The following is a 22,767-nucleotide window of genomic DNA, read 5'->3' as shown; positions in this document are numbered from 1 at the left end:
GATTACAAAAGGGACTTTCCGTGGGAACTCTGCTTGACGTCAAAAACCTGGAAACGCGCTTCAAGGTGCGGAAGGGCTTTGTTTACGCGGTGAACGGCGTTTCGTTCAGCCTGGACAAGGGCGAGATGCTCGGCGTGGTCGGCGAAAGCGGCTGCGGCAAGAGCGTGACGATGATGAGCCTGATCAAGCTGCTGCCGCCCGCCGCGCAGATCACGAACGGGAGCGTGGTGCTCGACGGCGTCGAGCTGACCACGCTGAGCAAGCGGGACTTGAACGCGGTGCGCGGATCGAAGGTCGGCATGATCTTCCAGGACCCGATGACCTCGCTCAATCCCTTCCTCAAGATCGGCCTCCAGTTGGCGGAAGGGCTGGTCTATCACAAGGGCATGTCGATGGACGATGCGCTCAAGCGCAGCGCGGCCTATCTCGACATGGTCGGCATCTCCAACAGCACGCATCGCCTGAACGAGTACCCGCACCAGCTCTCTGGCGGCATGCGCCAGCGCGTGATGATCGCCATGGCGCTGCTCAGCGAGCCGGAGCTCGTTATCGCAGACGAGCCGACGACGGCGCTTGACGTGACCATTCAGGCACAGATCGTCGAGCTGGTGAAGGAGCTGCGGACCAAACTGAACACCTCGATCATCTGGATCACGCACGACCTCTCGCTGCTGGCCGGCATGGTCGATCGCATCATGGTCATGTACGGCGGCGCCGTGGTCGAGGAAGCGGCACTTGAAGACATCTACAAGGATCCGCGCCATCCCTACACGATCGGCCTGCTTGATTCCATCCCGCGCCTGAACGCGAAGAACGGCAAGCGGCTGTCCACGATCGGCGGTGCGCCACCCAACCTCGCGGTCAAACCGACGTCGTGTCCTTTCGCACCGCGGTGCAAGTTCAGGATGGAGCGCTGCGACAAGGAGTTGCCGGTCCTCGCGCCGGTACTTGGTGCGGCGCCCGGATCGCTGCACCGCGTCGCGTGCTGGGCGGATGTGAGGGGCGGGAAATGAACGCGGAAGTGAGCATGGAAAACAAAGACAAGCAGGTCCTGCTGCGCGTCAAGGATCTGGTGAAGCACTTTCCGGTGAAGCTCGGCGCCTTCGGCGAGTCGGCGGCTGTGGTACATGCCATCGACGGCGTGTCCTTCGAAGCCTTCCGGGGCGAGACGCTCGGGCTGGTCGGCGAATCGGGCTGCGGCAAATCGACGACGGGTTTCTCTATCCTGCAGCTCTACCGTCCGTCTTCGGGTTCCATCGAGTACGACGGCGTTGACCTAGCGAAGCTCACCGACGAGCAATTGCGCCCGATGCGCAAGAAGATCCAGATCGTCTTCCAGGACCCGTATTCGACGCTCAATCCGCGCATGACGATCGGCGAGGCGATCGCCGAGCCGCTGCGCGTGCACAAGATGCTGCCTTCGCGCGACATCCCGGCGCGCGTGGTGAAGCTGCTCACTGACGTCGGTCTAAGCGGCGAGGCGGCGAACCGCTACCCGCACGAGTTCTCCGGCGGCCAGCGGCAACGCATCTGCATCGCGCGCGCTCTGGCCAGCGAGCCGGAATTCATCGTCTGCGACGAGCCGATCTCGGCGCTCGACGTCTCGATCCAGGCGCAGATCGTCAATCTGCTGATGGACATCCAGGAGAAGTACAAGCTCACCTATTTGTTCATCGCGCACGATCTGGCTGTCGTCCGCCATATCAGCGACCGCGTCATCGTCATGTATCTCGGCAAGATCATGGAGATCGCGGCGAAGAACGAGCTGTTCGGCAATCCGCTGCATCCCTACACGCAGGCCTTGCTGACGGCGGTGCCCGAGGCGGACCCGGACATCGAGAAGAACCGCAAGCGCATCATCCTCGGCGGCGACGTATCGAATGCGATCAATCCGCCCTCCGGTTGCCGTTTCCACACACGTTGCTCACACGCCGTGGCCGCATGCAGCGTGAAGGAGCCGCCGCTCAGGGACATCGGCGATGGACATTTCGTCGCCTGCCATCTGGTCAAGTGAGAGTTGTGAAAATGACTGACGGCATGTGCTCCGTTCGTGGTGAGCTTGTCGAACCATGAACGGACGCGCCTGCCGAGTAGCTGCCCTTCGACAGGCTCCGGGCGAACGGTGGCGGGAAGTCATCAACCGTAGTCGCTAACGTCAATAGGAGAGTCGCATGTCCGAGGAAACCGAGTTTGGAAACGGTGAATTACTTCCCGCCGAGGGCGATACGTCGCGTCTGGAAGCCTTCCTGCCGACCGACAACGTGCAGAACCATGCGGCCAATCTGCTTCCGCTGCCCAATGGCGATCTGCTCTGCGTCTGGTTCTCCGGCACGCAGGAGGGCATGTCGGACATTTCGGTCTATTCCGCACGGCTTGCTGCGGGCAGCGAGCGTTGGTCGGACCTGAGGAAGCTCTCGGAGGATTCGACGCGCTCGGAGCAGAATCCGGTGCTCTTCCTGGCGCCAAGCGGTGCTTTGTGGCTGTTCTGGACCTCGCAGAAGGCCGGCAACCAGGATTCGGCGGTCGTCATGCGGCGGATTTCAAACGACAACGGCGCGACCTGGGGCCCGATCGAAGTCTTCATCGATACGCCCGGCACCTTCGTACGCCAGCCGATCATCGTGCTCGACAACGGCGATTGGCTGTTGCCGGTCTTCTATTGCGTGCCGGTTCCGGGAAAGAAATGGGTCGGCGACAAGGATTACAGCGCGGTCAAGATCAGTTCCGACCAGGGCAAGACATGGACCGAGGTTGCCGTGCCGGGCAGCACCGGTTGCGTGCATATGAACATCGAGAAGCTCGACGACGGTTCACTGGTCGCCGTCTTCCGCAGCCGCTGGGCCGACCACGTGTATCTCACGCGTTCGCACGACAACGGCCGCTCTTGGGACGTGCCGATTCCATCCGGGTTGCCGAACAACAATTCGTCGGTTCAGATGACCCGGCTGACGAACGGCCATCTGGCGATCGTCTTCAACAATGTGCGTGCAAAGGAATCCACCGAGCGCCGCTTGTCGCTCTACGACGAGATTGAAGATGGCGCGGACGAAGGTGCGAGCGATGGCTCGGAAGAAACCTCGCCGACGGCTGGCGGGTCGGCCGGGGAGGGGCGAACCGCGTTCTGGGGAACGCCACGCGCGCCGCTCAGCATCGCGATCTCCGAAGACGGAGGCCGGACGTGGTCGCGTATCCGCGACCTCGAGGTCGGCGACGGATTCTGTCTGACCAACAACTCCAGCGACGCCCGGAACCGCGAGTACTCGTACCCGTCGATCAAGCAGACGCCCGACGGCGCGATCCACATCGCCTACACGTACTTCCGTCAGCGCATCAAGTACGTGCGTATCCGCGAAGACTGGGTTTTCAAGGCATGATGGCGGCTCGTACAAACGCTCGACTGGAAGGAACGCCATGATCGTGGGCCGGTTATCCGAAATCTCCGCCGAAAAGAACGCGCTGCCGGCTGCCGTGGTGCGCGGCATCGAGGCGCTCCTCAAGCTGTCGCCGGCAGCCGCCGACGCCGGCCGCTACGAGGTTGAGGGCGAGCAACTGTTCGTGCTGATCCAGGACGTTGACTCGCGGACCTTCGAGGAGAGCCGACCTGAGGCGCATCGCAAGTTCGCCGATGTGCAGATCCCGCTCAGCGCCAGCGAGCGCTACGGTTTTTCCTTCCCGCTACCGGGGCTGGCATGCACCGAGGACCGGCTGGAGGCCAACGACGTCGCCTTCTACGAGCGGCCGTCGCGCGAGTTCTTCATGGATATTCATCCCGGTGACTATGTCGTCTTCCTTCCGGGGGAGTTGCACCGCCCGTGTCTCGCAATCAACGAGAAGACGAAAATCCGCAAGGCCGTCATCAAGATCCATCGCGATTTGCTCGGTCTGTAGCGGCCGGCGGCGTCCCGCGGCGTCTTCGCACACGCGCCCGGGCGTTTCAGGCGCATTCAATCTGAATAGACAGCGAAATCCGGATGGCCTAATCTGTAGGAGGCGGAGCCATGTGGCTCCGGTGGAATTCGCGTCTTTTCTTGATCCCGTGCAGGAGGCCGGTGTTCGATGACTATGCCTGCTCACCATGATCCGCGTTCGTATCTGCTGGCAGCTCAGCTGAACGAATTGTCGATGCGCGAGCGGGTGTCGTCGGCGGTCTCGATCGTTGCGGTCATTACCGTGGCCTGGGTGCATTTCGGGCTGATCGCGCAGTCACGGGTCATCGGCTGGGTGGTCGGCATGTGTCTGCTGCAGGCTCTGCGCATCGTCATCGCCCGCAAGCACGTCGATCCCGATGAGTCCTTCGCCAGCCTGCGCTTGCGGCGGGCCATTCGCGTCGGCATCAACGTCATCAACGGCATGGGTTGGGGCGGTATCTGGCTCCTGCTTGATTCAGGGCAGCTCGATTTCATCTTCATGTTCAAGTTCGGCGCGCTGGCAGCCGCCCTCGGCGTGACGGTGAACGTTCTCGGCGTCGTCCTGTCTTCTTACGTCGGTTTCGCGTCGGCGCTCATTCTGCTGACGGTGGGCTATCTCGTCGCCGACGCGCCGTTTCTTCTTGACGACCAGCGCTTTTCACTGCTCGCCGGTGTCGTTGCCTATTACACGATCCTCATGGTCGTCGCGCGCAATACCTGCAACCTCACGCGCATCGCGCTGGAGCAGGGCCTGGAGCGCGAGATGGCGCTGGCCGAGGCGCAGGCCAGCCACCGCCGGGAACAGAAACTGCGTGAGCGTTTGCAGCAGGAGTCTCAGCATCTGGAGAACGCCAATCAGCGGCTGAACGAGGCGCACGATCGTATGCTGCTGATCTCGCGTACTGACGCACTGACCGGCATTTCAAACCGTCGCCATCTGGTCGATGAACTGGAGCGCGCCGTACATGGGTTCCGGCGTTATGGCATCGATTTTTCGTTGGTCTTGCTCGACGTCGATCATTTCAAGAAGATCAACGACACCTTCGGGCACCAGACGGGTGATCTCGTGCTCAAGGGGCTGGCGGTTCAGGTTTCACAGGTGCTGCGCGAGATCGACGTCTTTGGTCGCTGGGGTGGCGAGGAGTTCCTTTGTCTACTGCCGAATACCTCTTATGAGGAAGCCTTGAGATGCGCCGGGTGCCTGCGTGCCGATCTGGCCAATGCGCGGCTCGTCGAGGCGATGCCGGAGTTTGTCGTTACCGCCTCTTTCGGTGTCGTCGGTTGCTGTGGCGAGGACGACGCCGACAGCGTCATGTCGCGCGTCGATGCCGCGCTCTATGAGGCGAAGGCGGCGGGACGGAACCGCGTTTCCGGGTTGTCCTGCTTTGACTGACGAGCTTCGCGCTACAGCGTGAATGTTTCGCCGCGCTGCGATCGATGCACGTTCTTCCATTCAAGTTGCGACTCGATTGCCGAAACGAAATCGGCGGCGGCGTTCGCTTCGCCGTGCACGACGAAGGTATTTTCGGGCGGCTTGTGGAAACCGCGCAGCCAGCCGAGCAGCACCGACTGGTCGGCGTGCGCGGAAAGTCCGCCAACCGTGTAGATGCGCGCCTTGACGCGCACCGGCTGGCCGAAGATACGAACCAGCTGCGCCCCGTCGACCAGGCGGCGGCCCAGCGTTCCTGCCGCCTGGAAGCCGGCGATCAGGATGCTGCATTCGCTGCGCGGCAGGTTTTCCCGCAAGTGATACTTGATTCGTCCGGCCTCGCACATGCCGCTCGCGGAAATGATGACCGCGTTGCTGCGGATCTCGTTGAGCGCCTTCGAGCGTTCGACATCGGCGACGAATTCAATCTTCACTTTCTCCGGGTGCGCTCGGACCCAGGCGACCAGGTCGCGCGCCTCGTCGTCGAGCAGCTCGGGATGGTCGAGCGTGATCCGCGTCGCCGCGTTGGCCATCGGCGAGTCGACGTAGATCTTGAGCGGCGACAAACGCTTGCGACGGACGAGGTCGGTCAGCAGGTAGATGATCTCCTGCGTGCGGCCGACGGCAAAGGCGGGAATGATCAGGTTGCCGTGCGTCGCGTGCGTGCGCTCGACGGCGGCGACGATTTCGTCCTCGGTTTCAGACATCGAGCGGTGCAGGCGGTTGCCGTAGGTCGATTCGACAAGCAGCACGTCGGCTTCGGGAACGACCTTTTCCGCGTCGCGCAGCACCGGTCGGGCGGGCATGCCGAGGTCGCCGGAAAACACCAGTTTGCGCGGCCGTCCCTCTTCGTGCGTTGTCACTTCGATCCACGAAGACCCGAGGATGTGACCGGCGTCGTGGAAACAGGCGGTGATCGATTCTGCGACCTGAACCGGCTTCCCATATGCAATCGGACGTAACAACTGGAGCGCGGACTGCGCTTGAGCGACAGTGTAGAGAGGCGCCGGCGCGCCGAGATCACCCTTGCCGCGACGGCTGCGGTGGCGCAGCTGCCATTCGGATTCCTTCTCCTGGATGTGCGCGCTGTCCGGCAGCAGCACTTCGAGCAGATCGATCGTCGCCGGCGTCGCATAAACCGGCCCGCGAAAGCCAAGAACCGCGAGCCGCGGCAACAAACCCGAGTGGTCGATATGGGCGTGCGTCAGAAGCACGAAATCGATGTTGCGAGCGTCGAATCCGAAATTCAGCGCACGCAGGTTCTTCGTCCGCGCGTCGGGGCCGCCCTGAAACATGCCGCAGTCGACGAGAAAGCGGGTGTTTTCCGTTTCCACCAGCGTGCATGAACCGGTGACTTCACCGGCAGCGCCAAGAAAGCTCAATCGCATCGTGTTTTCTCCCGGTTGTTCAGCGCGGAACCGCGGTCGTTACGAAATGCATTGAATGAACGGTACAGACGGTTACAAACGCGACCCAAAGGTGCAACAGACATTTGCCGGTTGAATCGATACCATTCATTTCAACAGGTGAAACGATATTTCGCCAAACCAAATTCTCACTAATCTCAAACTTCAACTTAAAGGAAACTACCATGAACGCACTCTCTGCTTCAACGTGGATCAAAGCCGTATTTGGCAACTACTACGTCTCCTCGATTCTGTTCTTCGCGCTCTTCCTGGCAGCGCTGATGAGCGGTTCGGTGCTCGCCATTCTGGCCGGCCTCGTGCTGTACGTGCGTCCGCTGCTGTACATCAAGGCGATCAACTCGGCGGTCGGCCTCGTTTCCGCAACGTTCGAGGGCAAGGCAGTAGCCGGCAGCAACAAGGGCTTGGTTTTCGCGGGCTGAGCCTGACGGCGGAAGCGCCGTTCGCAACTCCCCGCGCATCAGTCAAGAATCGCGGATCGTAGAAAGTACGGTCCGCGATTTTTTTCGTCCCCGAATCGGCGGCTGCGCGTTCAAGCCTTTATTTTATTGACGGCCCTCTTTCTGCCACGGATACTCGAAACCTCTAGTCATAAATCGCTTATCCATCTCCCGCCACGAAATCCACCATGAAACCCTTCCATCTGTACATCGACAGCGCTGACCTCGATGAATTGAGCCAGTGCCTGCCGCATCCCGTGATTCATGGGGTGACGACCAATCCGACCATCCTGAAGCGTGCCGGCGTGACGCGCGCCGCCTTGCCGGGGCTCTTTGAGAAGCTGTTCAAGCTGGGCGTCAAGCAAGTTCAGGCGCAGGTGCATGCGGCGGCGGCTGATGCGATGCTCGAAGACGCGCGCACGCTGCTTGCCGGCTTTGATCCCGGGCAGGTTGTGGTCAAGATTCCGGTGACGCGCGACGGCTTGCGCGCCGGCGCGGATCTCATCGCGCACGGTGTGCCGGTCACCTTCACAGCCGTGTACGCGCTGGAGCAGGCGCATTTCTCGGCACAGCTCGGCGCGACCTACGCGGCGCCGTATTTCGGAAAGATGGACGACGTCGGTTTTGACGGTCTGGGCATGATCACGAAGATGCAGGCGATCATCGAAAAGAGCGGCGCCGACACCCGCCTGCTGGTCGCCAGTATCCGCTCGCGCGAAGCCTACCTCGCGCTTTTGAAGATCGGCGTGGGCGCGATTACGATTCCGGCGCGCTTGTTTGCCGAACTTCTTGATCATCAGGCGACGCTTGAAGCCGAGCGTGCCTTCCTTGCCGATGCGGAGACTCTGTAATGCGAATTGCACTTGTGGGCGAAGCCCTGATCGATTTTGCCGGCGCCGGGAATCTGGCTTTCCAGGGCCACAGCGGCGGATCGCCGTTGAATTCGGCCGTGGCCTGCGCACGCCTGGGGCAACCGACGGGCTACCTGACCCAGCTCTCTACCGACCTTTTCGGCGAGCACCTGCTTAACGAGATGCAGGCGAACGGCATTGACACGCGCTTCGTGACGCGCAGCGACGATCCTTCGACAATCGCGTTTGTTCAACGCACCCCGACGACCAACCGCTATGCTTTCTACGCAGCGGGCAGCGCCGACAGCCGCTGGCAGCCGACGCGGTTGCCCGAACTGCCCGAGAGCTGCCGCTTCGTCCATTTCGGCTCGATCAGCCTGTTGCAGGACCCGGCGGCGGCGTCGATCACGGACTTCATCGAGAGTAACGCCGGCAAGCGCGTAATCGTCTTCGATCCGAATGTGCGCCTGAGCCTGATCAAGGATCTCGCGGTCTATCGCCAACGCGTGCAGCGCTGGCTGAAGTCGACCGATTTGCTGAAGCTGAGCGACGAGGACGTCGAGACGCTGGTGCCCGGCGTATCACTCGATGAAGCGGGGATGAAGCTACTCGAAACCGGCCCGAAGGCGGTCGTCATTACGCGCGGCGGCGAAGGCGCGGTGCTCTATCGCACGGACCATGCGCCGATGCCCATTGTGGCGCCGAAGATCAAGCTCGCCGACACGATCGGCGCCGGCGACACCTTTACGGCCGGTTTGTCGGTTGCATTGCTCAACCAGAGCGTGACCGAGGCTGTACAATTGGCTTCGCTTACCGATGCTGCGTGGTTCGAAGTCCTGCGTTTCGCGGCGACCGCAGCGGCCCTGAACTGTACGCGCGAAGGCGCCAATCCGCCGACGCTTGACGAAGTGCAAGTCGCGCTGAAGAGCGTGTAAAGATAACCAACCGAGGATGCCGCCATGCAAGATCTGATCTTCCCGCCATCGTTCCAGTGGGGCGTTGCTACGAGTTCTTACCAGATCGAGGGCGCCGTTAGCGAAGACGGACGTGCGCCGTCGATCTGGGACACCTTCTCGCACCAGCCGGGCAAGGTCGATAACGACGACACCGGCGACGTGGCCTGCGATCACTACCATCGCTGGCAGAGCGATCTCGACATGATCAAGGGGCTGGGCGTCGATGCCTATCGTTTTTCGATCGCCTGGCCGCGCGTTCAGCCGTTGGGCAGCGGGGCGTGGAATCCGCTCGGCCTTGGCTTTTACGACCGCCTGGTCGATGGCTTGCTCGAACGCGGGATCGCGCCGCACGTCACGCTGTATCACTGGGATCTCCCGCAGGCCTTGCAGGACAAGGGCGGCTGGGCTGCGCGCGATACCGTGCAACGCTTCGTGGACTACGCGCTGGCGATGGCAGAACGACTGGGCGACCGGGCGGCGTCATTCGCGACGCATAACGAACCGTGGGTCACGTCGGTTCTCGGCAACCAGACCGGCCTCTTCGCGCCGGGGCTGAAAGACCCTGTGATCGCCCGACGCGTCGCGCATCACCTGCTGCTTTCGCACGGCATGGCCTTGCAGGCGATCCGCGCGGCGGGCGTCAAGACGCCGCTGGGGATCGTGTTGAATCAGTCGCCGGCGACGCCGGCCACGTCGTCGGCCGAAGACATCGCGCTGGCGGCACGCGAGTATGCGCTGTTCGTTCGCTGGTTCGCCGAGCCGCTGCTGCTCGGGCGATATCCCGAGGCGCCCGATCTGCCAATCTGTGAGGCGCTGCAGCCGGGCGACCTGGAGACGATTGCCCAACCGCTCGACTTTCTCGGCATCAACTACTACACGCGGATCTGGAGTTCCACCTCGAACCCGCCGGTGCCGGCGCCGCATGCGTGCGGAACGTCGGACATGGGTTGGGAGAACTACCCGGAAGGGCTGACCGAGTTGCTGTGCGGACTCAAGCGCGACTATCCGTTGCCGCCCATCTTCATCACCGAAAACGGGATGGCCAATCGCGACGTCGTGATCGATGGCAAGGTCGACGATCAGCCGCGCATCGAGTACATGCGCACGCATCTGCAGGCGGTGAAGGCGGCGATGAATGCCGGCGTCGACGTGCGCGGCTTTTTCTACTGGAGCCTGATGGACAACTTCGAGTGGAGTTCGGGTTACGCCAAGCGCTTCGGCCTGTTCCATGTCGACTACAAGACGCAGGTGCGGACGCCGAAGGAAAGCGCGCACTGGTATCGGCGTCTGATCGAGCAGCAGCCTTCCGCGTAACTCGGCGCAGAGGCCCGGAGGCGGGGAGTTCCCGCGCCGGGCTGTTGCGCCGTTTTTCTTGCGCTGATTTGAAAACGTTGTCAATTTGAGTGCGCCTGGAAATCCTGCGCCTTTTTCGATTTATCGACGGGCTTTCCGCCGTTGATGAGATTTTTATACGGAATTTCAACGATTTTCCACATCGGTTACGGTCTGGTTGTTTGGCTGTGGCAAATTTCTCCCCGTAAAAAACTTCTTGCCAACTGAAAACGTTTTCAGATATATATACGCCTTTCGCGCCGGCGCGCGCGTTTTGCGTTGGTTTTGCGTTGACTCCTGAACAAAGGACTGTGAAAGAAAATGACGACATCGGCTCCGAATCCCTACGGCTATTTCGACGACGCGCGGCGGGAATACGTCGTGACGCGGCCCGATACGCCGCTGCCCTGGCTGAACTACCTCGGGCAGGACGAATTCTTCGGTCTGTGCACCAACACCGCCGGCGGCTACACCTTCTGGAAGGACGCCAAGCTGCGCCGTCTGACGCGCTATCGCTACAACAACGTGCCCTACGATCTGGGCGGGCGCTACATTTATGTGAATGACGGCGGTGCAGTGTGGAATCCGGGCTGGAAACCGGTCAAGGCCGCGAACGTCGCCTACGAGTGCCGGCACGGGCTGGGCTACACGCGCATCGTCGGCGAGCGCGAGGGGCTCGAAGTCGAGACGTTGTTCTTCGTGCCGCCCGGCGAGAACCTCGAAGTCTGGAAGGTGACGGTGCGCAACAAGTCGGCACAGCGCAAAACGCCGAAGCTCTTTTCCTGCCAGGAGTTCTGCTTCTTCGAAGCGCTCAACGACATGACCAACTACCAGCGCACGTACTCGATCGGCGAAGTCGAGATCGACGGCGGCGCGATCTACCACAAGACCGAGTACCGCGAGCGGCGCAGTCATTACACGCTGTTCGCCTGCACGCATCCGGTCGCCGGTTTCGACACGTCGCGCGATGCCTTCGTCGGCATTCACGAAGGTCTGCACGAAGCGCGCGTCCCGTTTGCCGGCCAGTGCACGAATTCGGTGGCTTTTGGCTGGAATCCGATCGGCGCGCATCAGATCGACCTCGATCTGGCGCCGGGCGAAACGACGACGTTCGCCTTCGTCCTCGCGTACGTCGAGCAGGGCGATGCGCCCAAATTCGACGCGCCGTTCGTGATGAACAAGGCGCTCGGTCGGGCGATCGTCGAAAAATACTCGGCGCCCGGTGCGGTCGAGGGGGCATTCGCCAGACTACAGAACTACTGGGACGAGCTGCTCGGAAAGTTCCAGGCCGATTGCCCGAACGAGCACGCCAGTCGCATGTTGAACGTGTGGAATCAGTATCAGTGCATGGCGACCTTCAATATGAGCCGCTCGGCGTCAATGTACGAGACGGGAATCGGGCGCGGCATGGGCTTCCGCGACTCGAACCAGGACCTCCTCGGTTTCGTGCACATGATCCCGAGCCGCGCACGCCAGCGCATCCTCGACATCGCCGCGACGCAGCTCTCGGACGGCACCTGCTTCCACCAGTACCAGCCGCTGACCAAAAAGGGCAACGCCGAGATCGGCGGCGACTTCTACGACGACCACCTCTGGCTCGTGCTCTCGACCTGCGCCTACGTCAAGGAGTCGGGCGACGTATCCATCCTGCAGGCGCCCTGCGGTTACGCCGACCGTGAATACGCGGGCGAGGGTGACAAGGAAACGCTGTTGCATCATCTCGAAACGTCGATTGCCTACACGAAGAAGAAGCGCGGCCCGCACGGTCTGCCGCTGATCGGCCACGCCGACTGGAACGACTGCCTCAACCTCAATTGCTTCTCGACTGAGCCGAACGAGTCGTTCCAGACCGCCGGCGACGTGAAGGATTCGAAGGCGGAATCGGTGATGATCGCCGGACTCTTCCTCTACGCCGCGCGCGAGATGGCCGAACTCTATGACTTCACGGCGCGGGAGGACGACGCCGGCCGCATGCGTGCGCACTACGCGGAGATGCTTGAAGTCGTCGAGCGCGAGGCCTGGGACGGCGAGTGGTACACCCGCGCCTATGACGCCGAGGGCCGCGTGATCGGTTCGCAGACCAACAGCGAGGGCAAGATCTTCATCGAAAGCCAGGGCTGGTGCGTGCTCGGCGGTGCGGGCGCCGACAACGGGCGGGCGCGGCAGGCGATGGAGTCGGTGCATAAGCATCTGTTCACCAAGAATGGCGTCGTGCTGCAGCAACCGGCGTACTCGACCTACGACAAGAATCTCGGCGAAGTGACCTCGTACCCACCGGGCGTCAAGGAGAACGCCGGCATCTTCAGCCACAACAACACGTGGATCAACCTCGGCTGGTGTCTGCTCGGCGACGGCGATCGCGCGCTCGAGTACTACCTCTCGATCTGCCCTTCGGCCAAACAGGATCAGATCGAGACGTATCGCGGCGAGCCCTACGTTTATGCGCAGATGATCGCCGGCAAGGACGCGCCGTGCTTCGGTGAGGCCAAGAACAACTGGCTGACGGGGACGGCGGCATGGACCTTTGTCACCGTCAGCCAAGGGCTGCTCGGCATCAAGCCCGATTACGCCGGCTTGCGCATCGATCCGTGCATCCCGAAGGGCTGGCCGGGATTCACTGCGACGCGGCAGTTCCGCGGCAACACCTACCGGATCGAGGTGAAGAATCCGGATGGCGTGAGCAAGGGCGTGAAGCGCCTGCGTTTGGACGGTCGGGAGATCGATCCCAAGGCGCCGATTCCGTTCGTCGAGGACGGCAAGGCGCACGCGGTCGAGGTGGTGCTCGGTTAGACTGCGGAAAGATTGTTCCAGGCGAGTGCATACTCGCCACCTTCGTGACCGGGTTTCTCCGCAGGAATCCGGTCACCTTTTTAGCCGGCTCAGTAGCGCTTCGACGTCTCGCGGATGACCAGCGTCATGTCCGGGATTTCGATCGTTTCGCTCGGCTGCCCGAGCATCGACAGCAGTGTTTGCGCCAGGTACTGACCCATCTCGTACAGCGGTTGATGAACCGTAGTCAGGGGTGGCGTCAGGTAGGCGGTCGCCGGCAGGTTGTCGAAGCCGATCAGCGAAATGTCTTCCGGCACGCGCAGACCGCGACGGTAGAGCACCATGTGCGCGCCCATCGCGCTCTGGTCGTTGCCGGCGAAGACTGCCGAGAAGGGATGGCCGCTGTCGAGCAGGCGCGTCATTGCCAGCGCGCCGCCGTTTTCGTGGAATTCGCCCTGGAAAACGAGCGCGGGATCGACCGGAATGCCGGCTTCCTCGTGCGCCTGGAGGTAGCCCTTGTAGCGGTCGATCGCGTCGGCGTGGTCTTCAGGGCCGCTGATGTGGGCGATGCGCCGGTGGCCGAGGCCGAGCAGGTGCTTGGTCGCAATGTAGCCGCCATGGACGTTGTCGAGGCGCACGGCCCTCAGGTTCGGGCCATCCAGCCGGCGGCCGCTGGCCACCACGGGCTGGCGCCGCGCGAACTCGCGGATCTGGTCGTCGCCGAGGCCGCCGTTCAGGATGACGAGCCCGTCGATGCGGCGCGCCATGAGCAGCTGCACGCGCTCCATTTCCTCCTTCGGGTTCCAGTGGCCGCTGACGATGATCGGCGCGTAGTTGCTGTCCTTCAGTCCTTCCTCGATGCCGAGCATGACGCGGTTGAAAACCGGGCTCTCGATCTTCTGCGTCAGGATGCCGATCGTCATCGACGTGCCCATCTTCAGGCTGCGCGCGTGCAGGTTGGGGCGGTAGCCGAGGCGGGCGATGGCCGCTTCGACCGCCAGTCGTTTGTCATCGGCGACGCGTGCGGTGCCATTGACGATGCGCGAGACCGTGCTGACCGACACGCCGGCTTCGCGCGCGATATCCATGACGGTCACGGCCGACGATGTGTCCAGGGGGGGGGCGGCAGAAGAATGGGTTTCCGTCATCTCGGTTGGCAATCGTCGTTGGGGCTCGGTGAGATCCGGGCGGTCATGTCCGCGATTCGGCGAACAGCGTGTGGCTTGGTTTCCAGGTGATTCTGGTCATCTCGTCCGACTGCGCGGAATCATAGTTGATTCGTGAATGCGATGACAAGGTTTTCAAGGTTTCTTTCGACGCGCCTGTCCGACCTTGAATCGCACAAATTCCTTGTTCCGTTCAGAACGATTTTGTGATAACGTGTAACAAAAGCGCTTTGGATTTGTAGAAAATGCTTGTTTTTGTGACGCTTCTGCGCTTTTGTGTCGAATGCTTGTCGGCGTTGATGAAAAAAATAGGCGTTGACACGGAAAAGAAGTAACTATTAAATGCGTGTTTTGTGAAAACGGTTTCAAGCTGTTTGCGGCGAAGTTGGGGCCGGGTGCGCCAATCCTCGAAGCGGGAGAGTGTGCTCCGGGCGTTGGCGGTTGCGGAGCGGCGCGTTGTTCGAATCCGGGCATTTTTTCTGAAAACGTTATCGCCGCAATCAGTCCTCGGTGCGTTGGCAGGTGATGTCTTGTTTCATCCCGTTAAAGAATGCTCGGTGCGAGACCGATGCAATTTAAGGAGCCGGTAAATGACTCAATCCGATGTTCGTCTCAGGGGAATCAAGAAGCGCTACGGCAAGCTCGAAGTCATCCACGGTGTCGATCTCGACATCGAAGCGGGTGAGTTCGTCGTGTTTGTCGGCCCCTCTGGTTGCGGTAAAACGACCCTGTTGAGAATGATTGCCGGGCTTGAAGAGATCAGCGATGGCGACCTGGCGATCGCTGGTGCGCGGGTCAACGACGTTCCCTCCTCGCGCCGTGGCGTGGCCATGGTCTTCCAGAGCTACGCCCTGTATCCGCACAAGACGGTTTACGACAACCTCGCGTTCGGTCTCAAGATCGCCAAGGTGCCGAAGGACGAGATTGACCGCCGCGTGCAGGCTGCGTCGCAGATCCTGCAGATTTCCGATTACCTCAAGCGTTTGCCCAAGGCGCTCTCGGGTGGCCAGCGCCAGCGCGTCGCCATCGGCCGCGCCATCGTGCGCGATCCGAAAGTCTTCCTCTTCGACGAGCCGCTTTCGAATCTCGACGCCGCCTTGCGTACGCGCATGCGCGTCGAGCTCAAGACGCTGCACCGCCGCCTCGGCGCGACGATGATCTACGTGACGCATGACCAGGTCGAGGCGATGACGCTGGCCGACAAGATCGTCGTGCTGAGCAAGGGCAAGGTCGAACAGGTCGGCAAGCCGCTCGATCTCTACAACAAGCCGGCCAGCCTCTTTGTCGCCGGTTTCATCGGTTCGCCGCAGATGAACTTCATCACCGGAGAGTTTGCGCGCAAGCACGGGGCGACAACGGTTGGCGTACGCCCCGAGCATCTTTTTGTCTCCGACAGCGGCGAGATCAAGGGTCTGCTCCGGCATTCGGAAAAGCTCGGCAACGAGACCTTCGCCTACGTAACCGCGGGCGATATGGGGGACATCACCGTTCGCGTCGACGGCACGCTGGCGTTGGAACCAGGTGAGGCGATTTCGCTGGGCTTTGCGCCGGAGCATCTGTTCCGCTTCGACGAGGCCGGGAAAACCATCTGGAAATAACAAGTGTGCCGCTCGTTTCGGCATGGCGTCTTTTCGCGTTAAGGATCGTCCGTAACGCACTAATAGGAGGGTTGTACATGTTCAAGAAGACAATCATCGCAGGCTCGGTGGCCATGGTGGCCGGCTCACTGTCGGGTCATGCATTGGCGGCAGAGTACAAGGGGCCGGATCTCAAGGGCGAGACGATCACCATCACCTGCCCGTGGACCGGCGCCGAGGAAGGCATGTTCAAGAAGGTCGTCGCCAACTTCGAGAAGAAGACGGGCGCCGTCGTCAAGCACTCCTGCTCGCAAAGCTCCGAGCAGCAGATCGTGATCGACATCAAGGCCGGTTCGCCGACCAACATCTCGACCTTCCCGCAGCCTGGCCTCGCCGCCAACATGGCCGCGATCGGCGGTCTGGTGCCGCTGGGCGACAAGGTGCGCGACCTGGTCAAGAAGGACTTTGCCGCCGGTGATTCGTGGGCCGATCTTGGCACCTACACCAACAAGGAAGGCAAGAAGGACTTCTACGGCATCTTCTTCAACGTGAACCTGAAGAGCCTCGTCTGGTACATCCCGGAGAACTTCAAGGAAAAGGGCTACAAGATCCCGAAGACGATGGAAGAGTTGCAGGAGTTGACCAAGAAGATCGCCGCCTCGGGTGAGAAGCCCTGGTGTATCGGTCTGGGCAGCGATGCGGCGACCGGCTGGCCGGCCACCGACTGGGTCGAGGACATGATGCTGCGCACGCAGACGCCGGACGTCTACGACGGCTGGGTTGCCAACACGGTCAAGTTCAACGACCCGCGCGTGATCGAAGCGATCGAAACCTACGGCTGGTTTGCCAAGAACGACGCCTATGTTGACGGCGGCTCGAAGGCCGTGGCGACGGTGACGTTCAAGGACAGCCCGAAGGGCATGTTCGGTTCGCCGCCCAAGTGCTACATGCACCGCCAGGCGAGCTTCATCCCGGCCTTCTTCCCGGAAGGCAAGCAGGAAGAGGCCGACTTCTTCTACTTCCCGTCGTTCGCCAGCAAGAAGCTGGGCAACCCGGTTCTCGGCGGCGGCACGATCATGACCATCACCAAGGACAGCAAGGGCGCGCGTGCCTGGATGGAATACCTGATGCATCCGGAAGCCAGCGAGATCTGGATGGCTGAAGGCGGCTTCCTGACCCCGATGAAGAGCGTCAATCTGGACAAGTACAAGACCAAGCAGCTGCGCAAGCAGGGCGAGATCTTCCTCAACGCCACGACCTTCCGCTTTGACGGTTCCGACCTGATGCCGGGCGCCGTCGGTGCGGGCAGCTTCTGGAAGGGCATGGTGAACTACTCCGGCGGACAATCGGCCAAGGAAGTCGCCGATGAAATCCAGAAGAGCTGGGACGCCATCAAGTAAGGACGAACAAGACCGCGTTTAAACACGGTCCCCTTCGGGGTGAGTCGGTTCGGTGGCCGTATTGGCCGCCGGGCCGGCGATGGACCGCCAGCGTAACTTGAGTGAGGTTGCTTCTTATGACTGACCAAATCGTCCAGACCCTGACCGCCGTTGTCGTCAGCATCGCGTTTTGTCTCCTGTACTTCGCAGGATCGAATTTCCTGCTCGACCGGATCATTTCGCTGCCGGTCGGCTCTCTGCACGGGCGCGAACTGCTGCGCTCCAAAATCCGGCCGTGGCTGTTCCTGACGCCGGCGCTGCTGCTGCTCGGCATCTATCTTCTCTACCCGCTGGTCGAGACCTTTCGCCTGAGTTTTTACGACCCGCGCGGCGAAAACTTCGTCGGCCTGGCGAACTACCAGTGGGTGTTTGTCGATCAAGGATTCCTGATCACGATCCGCAATAATTTCATGTGGTTGCTGGTTGTCCCCGCGGCCTCGACCATCGCCGGACTGATCGTCGCCGTGCTGGCCGACCGCGTGTGGTGGGGCAATTTCGCCAAGTCGATGGTCTTCATGCCGATGGCGATCAGCTTCGTCGGCGCCAGCGTCATCTGGAAGTTCGTCTTTGACTATCGTGGCCCCGGCTCGGAGCAGATCGGCATCCTGAACGCGATCGTTACCGGCATGGGCTTCCCGCCGCAGGCCTGGGTGACGCTGCCCTTCTGGAACAACTTCTTCCTGATGGCGATCCTCGTCTGGATCCAGACCGGCTTTGCCATGGTCATCCTCTCCGCCGCACTGCGTGGCGTGCCGACCGAAACGATCGAAGCCGCGCGCATCGACGGCGCCAGCGAGATCCAGATCTTCTTCGAGATCATGGTGCCGCAGGTGATGTCGACCATCCTCGTCGTGTGGACGACGATCACCATCACCGTGCTGAAGGTCTTCGACATCGTGATGGCCATGACTGGCGGGCAGTGGGATACCAGCGTGCTCGCCAACCTGATGTACGACTGGATGTTCCGCGGCGGCGGCGACTACGGGCGCAGCTCGACGCTGGCGATGGTCCTGATGTTCGCCGTGATTCCCGTGATGGCTTTCAATATCCGTCGTTTCCGTACCGAGGAGGCGCAACGATGAACTGGAAAAAATTCTTCAGCCTGCCTTCGCTGCTGGCCAATCTATTGCTCATCGCCATCGTCGCGACGTGGGTGATGCCGACCTTCGGGCTCTTCGTCTCAAGCTTCCGCATCAAGGAGCAGCTTGTCTCCAGCGGCTGGTGGACGGCGCTATCGACGCAAACGCGCGCCGACATGCGGCGTACCGGCGGCGCGCAGAGCGTCGTCAAGGAAGGCGATCATTACGTGATCGCCGGCCGGCTCTTCCCGGAAGGTACGCACATCGAGCTCTCGAAGTTCTCGCTGAAGTCGGCGAACCCCGGCGAGAACGAAGTCGGCAAGGAGATCGAGCTCGCCGACGCGCAGATCTTCGACGAGGAGGACGGCCAGCCGGATGGCACGCTCAAGGTCAACAGCGACGGGACGTATCGCCTTGCCTTGAACCAGCCGTACGAGGTCGATCGCGGCATTCGCGTCTTCTATATTGCTGATACGCCGCCGGCCTTCTCGACGCAGAACTACGACAAGGTGGTGAACTCCGAGGGCGTCGGCCAGGCCTTCCTCAACACCTTCAAGGTGACGATCCCGGCGACCTTCATCCCGATCCTGATCGCCGCGTTTGCCGCGTACGCCTTCAGCTGGATGGAGTTTCCCGGGCGGAAATGGTTGTTCATCGTCGTCGTTGGCCTGCTCGTCGTGCCCTTGCAGATGTCGCTCATCCCGCTGCTGCGCATCTATAACAACGTCGGCGAACTGTTCGGCACGGAGTCGAAAACGTATCTCGGGGTCTGGCTCGCGCACTCGGCGTTCGGCCTGCCGCTGGCGATCTACCTCCTGCGCAACTACATCGCCTCGCTGCCGCGCGACATCATCGAGAGCGCGCGCATGGACGGCGCCACTCACTTCCAGATCTTCATCGGGATTGTGCTGCCGTTGTCGGTGCCGGCGCTGGCCAGTTTCGCCATCTTCCAGTTTCTCTGGGTGTGGAACGACTTCCTGATCGCGCTCGTCTTCCTCGGCAAGCAGCCGGACCAGATCGTGCTCACCATCAAGCTCAACGACCTGCTCGGATCGCGCGGCGAGAGCTGGGAAATCCTCACGGCGACGGCGTTCGTCTCGATTGCCGTCCCGGTCGCCGTCTTCTTCTCGCTGCAGCGCTTCTTCGTGCGCGGCCTGCTGGCCGGCTCGGTCAAGGGCGGTTGAGGAAGGCGCCGAACAGTCAGCCGCAAAGCCAGGGGAATCGGCAACGGTTCCCTTCTTTGCTTTTCAACCAACACGCAAGCAACCCAACACGAGGCAACCCATCATGGAATCAAGCAAAAAAGCTCCGAACGACAACTGGTGGCGCGGCGGCGTCATTTACCAGATCTACCCGCGCAGCTACGCCGACAGCAACGGCGACGGCATCGGCGACCTGCCGGGCATCACCGGCAAGCTCGAATACGTGGCGCGGCTCGGGGTCGACGCGATCTGGCTGTCGCCGTTCTTCAAGAGCCCGATGAAGGACTTCGGCTACGACATCAGCGACTACTGCGACGTCGACCCGATGTTCGGCACGCTCGACGACATCCGCGCGCTTGTTAAACGCGCGCACGAACTCGGCCTCAAGGTGATGATCGACCAGGTGTTGTCGCACACGGCGGATACGCACCCGTGGTTCGTCGAAAGCCGCGCCAGCCGCGACAACCCCAAGGCCGACTGGTACGTGTGGGCCGATTGCAAGCAGGACGGCAACCCGCCGAACAACTGGCTGTCGATCTTCGGCGGCAGCGCCTGGCAGTGGGACACGCGGCGTTGCCAGTACTACCTGCACAACTTCCTCACCAGCCAGCCGGACCTCAACTTCCACAACCCGGAAGTGCAGGACGCACTGCTCGACACCGTGAAGTTCTGGCTCGAACTCGGCGTCGACGGCTACCGGCTCGATACCGTCAATTTTTACGTCCACGACGCCCAACTGCGCGACAACCCGCCGCGCGGCAAGCCCTCCGGCGACGATCCGGCCGTAACGCCGGTCAATCCCTACGCCTGGCAGTGGCACAAGTTCGACAAGAGCCAGCCGGAGAACCTCAAGTTCCTGCAACGCCTGCGCAGCCTGCTTGACCAGTACCCGAACACGACGATGGTCGGCGAAGTCGGCGACGACGACGGCCTCGCGCGCGTGGCCGAGTACACCAGCGGCGGCGACAAACTGCACATGGCCTACTGCTTCGAACTGCTTGGTGAAAAGCACAGCGCGCTCTACCTGCACAAGGTGCTTACGCATCTCATCGACGTCGTCGGCAGCGGCTGGCCGTCCTGGGCGCTCACCAACCACGACATTCCGCGCCTCGCCACGCGCTGGGGCGGCGCCAACCCGCCGCAAGGTCTCCTGCGCGTCGCCGCTGCATTACAAATGAGCCTGCGCGGCTCGCCGTGCCTGTATCAGGGCGACGAACTCGGCCTTCCCGAAGCCGACGTCGCCTACGAGGATCTGCAAGACCCCTACGGCATCACCATGTGGCCGGAATTCAAGGGCCGCGACGGCTGCCGCACGCCGATGCCGTGGACTTCGAGCGCGAAGGATCTCGGTTTCTCCAGCGACGCCGCGGTCAAGCCGTGGCTACCCGTTTCCGAAGCGCATCGCGGGCTGGCCGTCGATGTGCAGGAAAAGTCACCTGATTCGCTGCTCGGCTACTACCGCCAACTGCTCGCCTGGCGCAAGACGCAACCGGCGCTCCTGCACGGCGATATCGCCTTGCTGCCCGCAGACGAACAGGTGCTCGCGTACGTGCGCTCGCACGAAGGACAGAAGGTGCTTTGCGTCTTCAACATGAGCGAAAAGGCGACCGAATGGTCGTTGCCGGCGGGCGTTGTCGTCGGCGAAGTGCTCAAGGGAAGCGGTTTGCAGGGTGCCGCGGTCAAGGGCGCAACGGTTGAACTGGCGCCGTTCGGCGGGGTGTTCGCGCTGATCGACTGATCCAGTCATCTCGGCAAACACGCAACAAGGGCCCGGAGAATTTCCGGGCCCTTGTCATTTTTGGCGCTCGCCGCACAGCGTTCAAACTGATAAATTGCGTCATTTGCGATTCAAACCGACTTTGTGCCACCCAAGTCGAAGTAACCGGAGAGTGGTAATGACAGCTGAACCGTGGGTTTCCGTCGAGCAGATCGCCGAACACCTGGGCGTCACGCGCGACTCGATCTACCGCTGGATCGACCGCAAGAACCTGCCCGCGCATCGTGTCGGGCGGCTGTGGAAGTTCAAGATCAGCGAAGTCGATGACTGGGTGCGCGAAGGTGGAGCCGACGAGCACAGAGGCCGGGACTGAGGGAGCGACCGTGGCTTACAACGAAGAAGAGACCCGCTTCCACCTCATCGACCCGGTGCTGCGCCGGAAAGGGTACGACGACCCGCAGCGCATCCGGCTGGAAACGCCCGCACCGGTCGAGCCGACCGGGCCGAAGGGGCGGCGCAGCAAGCGCAGCGGGCGCACTGATTACCTGCTCTGCGTGCAGATCGGCGAGATGCCCAGGCCGCTGCCGGTTGCCGTGCTCGAAGCCAAGCGCGAAAGCGAAGATCCACTCAAGGGCATGGAGCAGGCCAAGGGCTATGCCGACTGCACGCGCTTCGACGTGCAATACGTCTTCGCTAGCAACGGCCATCTTTACGGCGAGTACGACAAACCCAGCGGCATCCAGACCGGACCGCATCCGCTGGCGGATTTCCTTCCACATCCCGACCTGTGCGCGCGTTACGCCAAAGACAAGGGCATCGATCTGTCCTCGCCCGATGCCGCCCTGCTGTTCCAGCCCGACAGCCCGGCCTGGTCGGCCACTCGCTACTATCAGGACGCCGCCATCCGCGCCGCTTTCGACAAGATCATCCGCGAACGGCAGGCGGGCAACGTACAACGCGTGCTGCTCACGCTCGCCACGGGCTCCGGCAAGACCATCATCGCCACCAACCTGCTCTGGCGCATGGCGCAGGCGGGACTATTGCCCAAGCCCGCGCTGTTTCTGTGCGACCGTGACGAGCTGCGCGAACAGGCCCACACCAAGCTCAAGGCTGCGTTCGGCGGCAACGCCCGCATCGTCGAGGCCGAACATGGCAAGAATGCCGCCGCCAACGCGCGCGTCCACATCGCCACCTATCAAACGCTGGGCATCGACGGAGAGGAAGATACCGTTCGCCCTGAGCTTGTCGAAGGGCCGGGGGTGGTTCGACAAGCTCACCACGAACGGGCTTCGACTGTTCGAGAGCAACACCACGAACAGGCTTCGGCTGTTCGAGAGCAACACCACGAACGGGCTTCGGCTGTTCGAGAGCAACACCACGAACAGGCTTCGGCTGTTCGCCAAGTTCACAGCTCAACCCGAACGGAGAACACCAGCTTCCTCACCGACCACTACGGCGAAGACACCTTTTCGGTCATC

Annotated in this window: 19 protein-coding genes; 17 read left to right on the top strand and 2 right to left on the bottom strand. The window is 61.9% G+C overall.

Annotated features, from left to right (window positions below):
• Positions 1-20: 20 nt before the first annotated feature.
• From KBA32_RS03885 to KBA32_RS03865, 5 genes are all read left to right on the top strand, one after another.
• Positions 21-1,013, top strand: coding sequence for an ABC transporter ATP-binding protein (locus tag KBA32_RS03885; protein WP_294355570.1), 993 nt, complete (start codon positions 21-23; stop codon positions 1,011-1,013).
• 14 nt (positions 1,014-1,027) lie between these two features.
• The gene (locus KBA32_RS03880; RefSeq protein WP_294355568.1) at positions 1,028-2,014 is read left to right on the top strand and encodes an ABC transporter ATP-binding protein; all 987 of its coding nucleotides are present in this window, start codon (positions 1,028-1,030) and stop codon (positions 2,012-2,014) included.
• A gap of 157 nt (positions 2,015-2,171) precedes the next feature.
• Complete coding sequence (locus KBA32_RS03875; RefSeq protein ID WP_294355565.1) at positions 2,172-3,374, top strand: exo-alpha-sialidase; 1,203 nt, start codon at positions 2,172-2,174, stop codon at positions 3,372-3,374.
• Positions 3,375-3,411: 37 nt separating this feature from the next.
• Positions 3,412-3,888: a YhcH/YjgK/YiaL family protein gene (locus tag KBA32_RS03870; RefSeq protein WP_294355562.1), complete on the top strand. Its 477-nt coding sequence runs from the start codon at positions 3,412-3,414 to the stop codon at positions 3,886-3,888.
• Between the two features lie 168 nt (positions 3,889-4,056).
• Positions 4,057-5,301 carry a GGDEF domain-containing protein gene (locus KBA32_RS03865; protein ID WP_294355560.1) on the top strand — a complete coding sequence of 415 codons (1,245 nt, stop codon included), beginning with the start codon at positions 4,057-4,059 and terminating at the stop codon, positions 5,299-5,301.
• A gap of 11 nt (positions 5,302-5,312) precedes the next feature.
• Here KBA32_RS03865 and KBA32_RS03860 read toward each other — a convergent pair whose 3' ends face one another.
• Positions 5,313-6,725, bottom strand: a complete 1,413-nt coding sequence (locus tag KBA32_RS03860) for an MBL fold metallo-hydrolase (RefSeq protein WP_294355558.1) — start codon at positions 6,723-6,725, stop codon at positions 5,313-5,315.
• 203 nt (positions 6,726-6,928) lie between these two features.
• On the opposite strand from KBA32_RS03860, the gene KBA32_RS03855 reads away from it, so the two are divergent.
• From KBA32_RS03855 to KBA32_RS03835, 5 genes are all read left to right on the top strand, one after another.
• Entirely contained in the window at positions 6,929-7,183 is a 255-nt protein-coding gene (locus KBA32_RS03855; RefSeq protein WP_294355555.1) for a hypothetical protein, read from the top strand.
• A gap of 206 nt (positions 7,184-7,389) precedes the next feature.
• Entirely contained in the window at positions 7,390-8,052 is a 663-nt protein-coding gene (locus KBA32_RS03850; protein ID WP_294355552.1) for a transaldolase family protein, read from the top strand.
• The gene (locus KBA32_RS03845) at positions 8,052-8,987 is read left to right on the top strand and encodes a carbohydrate kinase (RefSeq protein ID WP_294355550.1); all 936 of its coding nucleotides are present in this window, start codon (positions 8,052-8,054) and stop codon (positions 8,985-8,987) included. Before KBA32_RS03850 ends, KBA32_RS03845 begins: the two co-directional genes overlap by 1 nt.
• Before the next feature lie 24 nt (positions 8,988-9,011).
• The gene (locus KBA32_RS03840; RefSeq protein ID WP_294355549.1) at positions 9,012-10,322 is read left to right on the top strand and encodes a GH1 family beta-glucosidase; all 1,311 of its coding nucleotides are present in this window, start codon (positions 9,012-9,014) and stop codon (positions 10,320-10,322) included.
• A 339-nt stretch (positions 10,323-10,661) separates the two neighbouring features.
• On the top strand, positions 10,662-13,130 hold the full coding sequence (locus KBA32_RS03835; protein WP_294355546.1) for a glycosyl transferase: 2,469 nt from the start codon (positions 10,662-10,664) through the stop codon (positions 13,128-13,130).
• Positions 13,131-13,219: 89 nt separating this feature from the next.
• On the opposite strand, the gene KBA32_RS03830 is transcribed toward KBA32_RS03835, so the two are convergent.
• A complete protein-coding gene (locus KBA32_RS03830) occupies positions 13,220-14,197 on the bottom strand; it encodes a LacI family DNA-binding transcriptional regulator (protein ID WP_294355626.1) in 978 nt (325 codons plus the stop codon).
• A 668-nt stretch (positions 14,198-14,865) separates the two neighbouring features.
• Here KBA32_RS03830 and KBA32_RS03825 point away from each other — a divergent pair.
• The 7 genes from KBA32_RS03825 to KBA32_RS03795 all read left to right on the top strand — a co-directional run.
• A complete protein-coding gene (locus KBA32_RS03825) occupies positions 14,866-15,873 on the top strand; it encodes an ABC transporter ATP-binding protein (protein ID WP_294355544.1) in 1,008 nt (335 codons plus the stop codon).
• A gap of 77 nt (positions 15,874-15,950) precedes the next feature.
• Positions 15,951-17,252: an ABC transporter substrate-binding protein gene (locus KBA32_RS03820; RefSeq protein ID WP_294355539.1), complete on the top strand. Its 1,302-nt coding sequence runs from the start codon at positions 15,951-15,953 to the stop codon at positions 17,250-17,252.
• 116 nt (positions 17,253-17,368) lie between these two features.
• On the top strand, positions 17,369-18,373 hold the full coding sequence (locus tag KBA32_RS03815) for a carbohydrate ABC transporter permease (RefSeq protein ID WP_294355537.1): 1,005 nt from the start codon (positions 17,369-17,371) through the stop codon (positions 18,371-18,373).
• The gene (locus tag KBA32_RS03810; protein WP_294355534.1) at positions 18,370-19,554 is read left to right on the top strand and encodes a carbohydrate ABC transporter permease; all 1,185 of its coding nucleotides are present in this window, start codon (positions 18,370-18,372) and stop codon (positions 19,552-19,554) included. The genes KBA32_RS03815 and KBA32_RS03810 overlap by 4 nt, the downstream gene beginning before the upstream one ends.
• Positions 19,555-19,657: 103 nt before the next feature.
• Positions 19,658-21,310 carry an alpha-glucosidase family protein gene (locus tag KBA32_RS03805; RefSeq protein ID WP_294355532.1) on the top strand — a complete coding sequence of 551 codons (1,653 nt, stop codon included), beginning with the start codon at positions 19,658-19,660 and terminating at the stop codon, positions 21,308-21,310.
• A 157-nt stretch (positions 21,311-21,467) separates the two neighbouring features.
• Positions 21,468-21,662 carry a helix-turn-helix domain-containing protein gene (locus KBA32_RS03800; protein ID WP_294355529.1) on the top strand — a complete coding sequence of 65 codons (195 nt, stop codon included), beginning with the start codon at positions 21,468-21,470 and terminating at the stop codon, positions 21,660-21,662.
• 10 nt (positions 21,663-21,672) lie between these two features.
• The coding region (locus KBA32_RS03795) for a DEAD/DEAH box helicase family protein (RefSeq protein WP_294355526.1) at positions 21,673-22,767 on the top strand (1,095 nt) is incomplete at its 3' end.

It is taken from the genome of Propionivibrio sp. (assembly GCF_017995515.1).
Lineage (GTDB): Bacteria > Pseudomonadota > Gammaproteobacteria > Burkholderiales > Rhodocyclaceae > Propionivibrio.
This window is presented reverse-complemented; position numbering and strand designations above follow the sequence as displayed.